At 48.8% G+C, this 6,246-nt stretch carries 5 protein-coding genes; all 5 read left to right on the forward strand.

The genetic code is table 11. The annotated features are described in order from the left end of the window. The first annotated feature begins 137 nt into the window (after window positions 1-137). Genes Q1V74_RS04330 through Q1V74_RS04350 form a run of 5 tightly spaced genes read left to right on the forward strand, consistent with a single transcriptional unit; the run spans window position 138 to window position 6,145 of the window. Window positions 138-1,283, forward strand: coding sequence for a glycosyltransferase (locus Q1V74_RS04330; protein ID WP_300647215.1), 1,146 nt, complete (start codon window positions 138-140; stop codon window positions 1,281-1,283). Between the two features lie 29 nt (window positions 1,284-1,312). Further along, window positions 1,313-2,587, forward strand: coding sequence for a Vi polysaccharide biosynthesis UDP-N-acetylglucosamine C-6 dehydrogenase TviB (gene tviB, locus Q1V74_RS04335; RefSeq protein WP_300647219.1), 1,275 nt, complete (start codon window positions 1,313-1,315; stop codon window positions 2,585-2,587). Between the two features lie 17 nt (window positions 2,588-2,604). Next, window positions 2,605-3,636 carry an SDR family oxidoreductase gene (locus Q1V74_RS04340; RefSeq protein WP_260649357.1) on the forward strand — a complete coding sequence of 344 codons (1,032 nt, stop codon included), beginning with the start codon at window positions 2,605-2,607 and terminating at the stop codon, window positions 3,634-3,636. Between the two features lie 6 nt (window positions 3,637-3,642). Further along, window positions 3,643-4,995 carry a lipid II flippase MurJ gene (locus Q1V74_RS04345; protein ID WP_300647216.1) on the forward strand — a complete coding sequence of 451 codons (1,353 nt, stop codon included), beginning with the start codon at window positions 3,643-3,645 and terminating at the stop codon, window positions 4,993-4,995. 4 nt (window positions 4,996-4,999) lie between these two features. Then, window positions 5,000-6,145: a glycosyltransferase family 4 protein gene (locus Q1V74_RS04350; RefSeq protein ID WP_300647217.1), complete on the forward strand. Its 1,146-nt coding sequence runs from the start codon at window positions 5,000-5,002 to the stop codon at window positions 6,143-6,145. Window positions 6,146-6,246: the final 101 nt, after the last annotated feature.

Below are 6,246 nucleotides of genomic sequence, written 5' to 3' on the forward strand. Positions count from 1 at the left end.
TATCATGTTGCTATTCTAGAAAAATAAAATTTAGCGTATGCACGCATTATGTTTTGTAGCAGTTGTATCGACATCAAGCTTCGCGTTGTTACAAATACAGAGCATAATAAGTGTAGTTAACTTCAGAGGAACATGTAGTGAGTTCGACTCCAGCTTGGGACTTTTTTACTTGGCTATCCATTTCCGTCGTTGCCTTTGTGGTGGGCGGCTTAATTGTGCTGTCTGAACGTTGGCATGGACGATTGACCGGGGATTCGGATATGTCTAAGCCACAAGCCACCCATTTGCGGCCAGCCCCGCGAGTCGGTGGTTTAGCTATTTTGGCCGGTAGTTTGGCTGGGATGCTTGTGCTCGGTCCAAGCAATATGACGCTAACTTGGCTATGGCCAGTACTGTTTGTGGCTGCCTTACCTGTATTTGTAGCAGGGCTAGTCGAAGACATTACTAAAGATGTAGGCTCATTAAAGCGCTTACTTGCTGCTTTTGCTTCTGCTGCAATTGCGTGGTGGTTGTTAGGCGGGGTATCTCGGGTAGGGGTGGCATGGGCGGATTGGATTTTAGCTTTTTGGCCGATTTCTTTGCTGTTTACCATGGTAGCGGTCGGTGGTTGTACGCATGCCTTGAATATTATTGATGGCATCAATGGTCTGGCGGGAATGGTAGCGGTGCTGATGGCGACTTCTATTGCACTAGTTGCTTTACAGGTGCAGGATTATCCTATTTTTCTTATTGCCTCTTCCTTAGCGTCGGCCACCCTAGGTTTTCTCGCATGGAACTTTCCTTTTGGACGAGTTTTTTTAGGTGATGGCGGTGCCTATTTTCTCGGCTTTATGCTGGCTGAGCTTGCGGTACAACTGGTGGTGCGAAACCCAAGCGTATCGCCTTTTTATGCGTTAGCGGTTTTGTTTTATCCTGTTTTTGAGACGTTGTTTTCTATTTGGCGCCGTAAATTTAAGCGCGGTGTGCCGGTGGATCAGCCGGATTCCTTACACCTACATCAGCTGATATTTCGTCGCTTAGTGCGGGTAAGTGTGCTAAAAGAAGGGCGGCGCTATGTACCACCGACTTCTAATGCTATGGCCTCTCCTTATTTATGGGGGTTGGTACTTATTGGCTTAGTACCAGCTACGATTTGGTGGGATAGTCCTTGGCTGCTGACCGCAAGTCTACTGGTTTTTGCGTGTTGTTATATCTGGTTATACGCCCGCTTGGTGCATTGGCGTCGTCCTGCTTGGCTATTGCTGCCGTCAGTACGACGTGCAAAACGGGAACGCACGGAATAAGCTCGCGTTGTTATTTTTGGAGAATTATGTTGGACTTACAAAACATTAAACTGGCTGTCATTGGCTTAGGCTATGTAGGTTTACCGTTGGCCGTAGAGTTTGGTAAAAAGCGGGATGTATTGGGTTTTGATATTAACCCACGACGTATCGCTGAGCTCAATAGCGGGGTAGATAATACCCTAGAGGTTGAGTCAGAGGAGCTGCAAGCAGCAACGCGATTGCGCTATACCAGTGATGCGTCTGAGCTAGCCCAGGCTAATGTTTATATCGTGACCGTACCTACCCCTATCGATGAGTACAAGCGTCCAGATTTAACGCCGCTTATTCGTGCCAGCGAAACCATTGGCAAGGTGCTAAAGCGTGGGGATATCGTGATTTATGAGTCCACTGTGTATCCTGGTGCAACAGAAGAAGACTGTGTGCCGGTATTAGAGCGCGTATCTGGTCTGCGTTTTAACGAGGATTTTTTCGCGGGATACAGCCCCGAGCGTATTAATCCAGGGGATAAGGTGCATCGTTTACCTTCGATCCGTAAAGTCACATCAGGCTCAACCCCTGAAACGGCGGATCTGGTGGATGCGCTCTATGCTGAAATTATCACAGCCGGTACGCATAAAGCGCCATCTATTCGTGTGGCCGAAGCCGCTAAGGTGATCGAAAATACGCAGCGCGATGTAAATATTGCGCTGATTAACGAACTCACTTTGATTTTTAATAAGTTGGGCATTGATACGCTGGACGTATTAGAAGCTGCAGGAACCAAATGGAATTTCTTGCCTTTCCGTCCAGGCCTAGTGGGTGGGCACTGTATAGGTGTGGACCCTTATTATTTAACACATAAAGCCCAATCTATTGGCTATCACCCTGAAATTATTCTTGCCGGTCGTCGCTTAAATGACGGGATGGGCGCTTATGTGGCCGCTCAGCTGGTCAAAAGTATGACTAAAAAGCGGATTCAGGTACAGGGGTCTCGGGTACTTATCATGGGTTTAACCTTTAAGGAAAACTGTCCCGATTTACGTAATACGCGTGTGGTGGATATTGTGCATGAGCTCGCCGAGTATGATGTAAACGTAGATGTGTATGATCCGTGGGTAGATGCGTCCGAGGTGGAAAAAGAATATGGAATTAAGCCAGTAGCGGCACTTGAGGCTGGGCAGTATGATGCGGTTGTGCTCGCTGTTGCTCATGATCAGTTTAAGCAGATGGGGGCAGAAAAAATCCGGGCCTTGGGTAAGCAACCACATGTGCTCTATGACTTAAAATATGTATTAGACCGTGACGAATCGGATTTACGTCTGTAACAAACAGAAGGCGATTTATGCAACATCATTTAGCGATTGAGCGGGCGTGGGCTACTCTAGAGCAGAATCCTAAAACGTGGTTGGTGACGGGCTGCGCCGGTTTTATTGGTTCAAATTTGTTGGAAGCTTTATTAGCTCACGGCCAAACCGTTGTGGGCTTGGATAATTTTGCGACAGGTTTTCAGCATAATCTTGACGAGGTGAAGCAAAACGTAGGGGCGCAAAACTGGGAGCGATTCCGTTTTATCGAGGGCGATATTCGAGATTTGGCAACGTGTGAGCAAGCATGCCGTGGGATAGATTATGTTTTGCACCAAGCCGCTTTAGGCTCGGTGCCGCGTTCCATTAACGACCCACTGACAACCAATGCAGTGAATATCTCGGGGCAGCTAAATATGTTGGTTGCAGCACGTGATGCCGGGGTTAAGTCTTTTGTGTATGCTGCTTCGAGCTCAACCTATGGGGATCATCCTGCTTTGCCAAAGGTTGAACATACCATTGGTAACCCCTTATCCCCCTATGCAGTGACCAAATACGTTAATGAGCTTTATGCCAGCGTTTTTGCGCGTACCTATGGGTTTGAAACCATTGGTCTGCGTTATTTTAATGTTTTTGGTAAAAGACAAACCCCTGATGGCGCTTATGCGGCAGTGATTCCAAAGTGGATCGGGGCGATGATACGCAATCAAGAGGTGCGTATTAATGGCGATGGTAAAACCAGCCGAGATTTCTGCTATATAGAAAATGTGATTCAGATGAATATCTTGGCGGCTTTGGCCCAAGGCGAGGCTCGGAATCAAGTCTATAACGTAGCAGTCAATGCTCGGACGGATTTAAACCAGCTCTTTGCGTTGTTGAAATCAGAGCTCGCAGAAAATGGCGTCCATTATACCCAAGACGTGGTCCATGGTGATTTTAGAGCGGGTGATGTGCGCCACTCACAAGCAGATATATCCAAAGCACAACGCCTTTTAGGCTATGTTCCCCAATACACTATTGCCCAAGGTTTGGCGCAAGCGATGCCGTGGTACGTGCAGTTTCTCTCTTAATACACTATGCGATTCAATTGGCTTAAAGCATTACATAGTGACCACCAGCGTATTGCCAAGGCGGCTTTTCGAGTCGCCTTTTTCTTATTACTAGGAAAAGCAGCTGGAGCATTCAAAGAGATGGCAGTGGCGTATCGCTATGGTATTAGCGACGTGGTGGATGCTTATCAGTTTACGATGGTGATGGCGAATTGGATTCCAGTCACCATGGTAGGTGTTTTCTCAGTGGTGTTGATCCCCGTACTTGTGCATGCTAAGGATGATTCGTCGTCCGTGCGCCAGCGCTTTATCAATGAGCTACTTGGCGTCATGATGGTCATAGGGCTGGGCGGGGCCGCGGCAATTTGGTTACTGTGGCCTTGGGTGCTTGCTTTTGCTGGCAAAGGACTTAGCGCATCAGCGCAGCAAATGAGTCAGGAGCTGGTATGGGCGTTTGCACCGGCTGCGGTCTTAACCTTGCTTACCGGCTTACATGCGGCACGACTACGTGCACATGAGCGTCATATTAATACGCTGTTAGATAGTGTTCCGGCGTTTAGTATTTTAGTGTTTGTGTTAGCGGCTGGCCCAGGCCAGGGGGTGTGGCCGTTACTTTGGGGAACTCTTCTCGGGTATATGGTGCAGTCGGCTAGTTTGCATTACCTAGCAAAACGCGTAGATGGCTTTTGGGGTAGGCCGCGTTTTAGGATTCGTGCTGAGCAGTGGCCAGCACTAGCCCATGCGGCTGGCATTATGTTAATTGGGCAAATAGCCATGAGCTTTGTTGGGCCTATAGATCAATACACTGCTGCCTCCCTAGGGGATAATGCGAATGCAACCTTAGGTTATGCTAGCCGCTTTATTTCATTAATGATTGGAATAGGGGCTGCTTCTGTAGGGCGTGCGGCCCTTCCTGTGTTGGCTGATGTCACGCGTCGAGGTGATGCGATACGAGCACGACAGATTGCGTTGAAATGGTCTCTGATGATGGTTGTCATTGGCTTAGTTATTGCTGCGCTTGCGGCATGGCTTGCGCCATGGGGAGTAGGCTTGCTCTATGAGCGCGGGGCTTTTACGGCTGCTGACACGGTACGAGTTAGTTCAGTACTACGTTGGGGGCTGTTGCAATTACCCTTTTATTTCGGTGTATTGATTCTTGTACAGTTATTAGCGAGTCAACATCGCTACGGAATGATGGCCACGATTGCTATCATAAATTTTGCAGTGAAGGCCCTGATGAATATGTGGCTAGCCCCGCAAATGGGGGTGCATGGCATCATGTTAGCCACCAGTTGTATGTATGCGATGTCTTTTGCGAGTTATTTTTTAGTGGCCCTTAAACCTGCAACTATTCAGGTAAAACCGACCGAATCAAAGTAGTCTTATGCATATTATGATTGTGATCCATTCATTGCGTGGCGGCGGAGCCGAACGCGTGGCGGTGGACTTAAGTGCCTACTGGCAGCGTTTAGGTTATCGAGTAAGTTTAGTGACGCAGATGCCTAGCAATACGGACGCTTATACTGTACCCGAAGGCGTGGAGCGCCATGTTATGGGCACCGCTCATGACTCCGGAGGGGGGCTACAGGGAGCAATTGCCAATTGGCGACGTGTGCGCCGCTTACGTAAACTGATTAAAAAGCTCAAGCCGGATTGTGTATTAGGGATGATGACCACCGCCTCGGTGTTGGCTGTAATGGCAGCTAAAGGATTAGGCTGTCGTGTAATTGTTTCGGAGCATACGCATCCACCTATCCAAAAAATTTCAGAGTCGTGGCAAAAAATGCGGCGCTGGGCATATCCGCGCGCTCATGCTGTGGTGGCATTAACACAGGGGACGGCGCAGTGGTTACGTGATCATGTGCCCGGTTCACGAGTGGTTGTGATTCCCAATGCGGTACGTTGGCCCTTACAAGAGCAAGAGCCCATAGTGCCGGTGCCAGAGAAGGGGGAGCGCTTACGGCTATTAGCTGTGGGGCGCTTACACCCAGTCAAAGGTTTTGATTTGCTGATACAGGCTTTTGCGATGGTGGCTAACTATTTCCCTGACTGGGACTTGGTCATTCTTGGTGAGGGCGAAGAGCGCGCTGCTTTACAAAAGCAGATTGATACGGCGGCTTTACAACATCGAATTCAACTTGTAGGGCGGGTTGGCAATATTAAAGACTGGTATGAGCAGTCCGATATGTACGTGTTGAGTTCGCGCAGTGAAGGCTTGTCAAATACATTGCTAGAAGCGATGGCCTCTGGTTTAGCTGTGGTAGCGATGGATTGTGATACAGGGCCACGAGAAATTATTCGTGACAATATTGATGGGGTGTTGGTCAACCCGCCGGCTGATGCCGATGCCTTAGCGGCGTATTTATCTGACTTAATGGCACGCCCCTTCAAACGAGAGGCTTTGGCACGCCGTGCTGTAGATGTTAGGGATCGGTTTTCGGTACCCATTGTGATGGCACAGTGGGAGCGACTATTACCCCGTGTGACACTAGACACCCAGACTAAAAAAAGTCATAGGACAAGAGCATGAGGATTTTGTTTTTTGTGAGCTCAATGAACGCTGGGGGGGCTGAGCGGGTGGCAGCAAGTCTAGCGAATGCGTGGGTACAGCGTGGCGATGAGGTTTGCTTG

Source organism: Paenalcaligenes sp., assembly GCF_030152715.1.
Taxonomy (GTDB): Bacteria; Pseudomonadota; Gammaproteobacteria; order Burkholderiales; family Burkholderiaceae_B; genus Paenalcaligenes; species Paenalcaligenes hermetiae.

Coding starts and splice junctions, on each gene's coding strand:
- Q1V74_RS04340 (WP_260649357.1), top strand. CDS start 2,605: ATGCAACATCATTTAGCGATTGAGCGGGCGTGGGCTACTCTAGAGCAG.
- Q1V74_RS04345 (WP_300647216.1), top strand. CDS start 3,643: ATGCGATTCAATTGGCTTAAAGCATTACATAGTGACCACCAGCGTATT.
- Q1V74_RS04350 (WP_300647217.1), top strand. CDS start 5,000: ATGCATATTATGATTGTGATCCATTCATTGCGTGGCGGCGGAGCCGAA.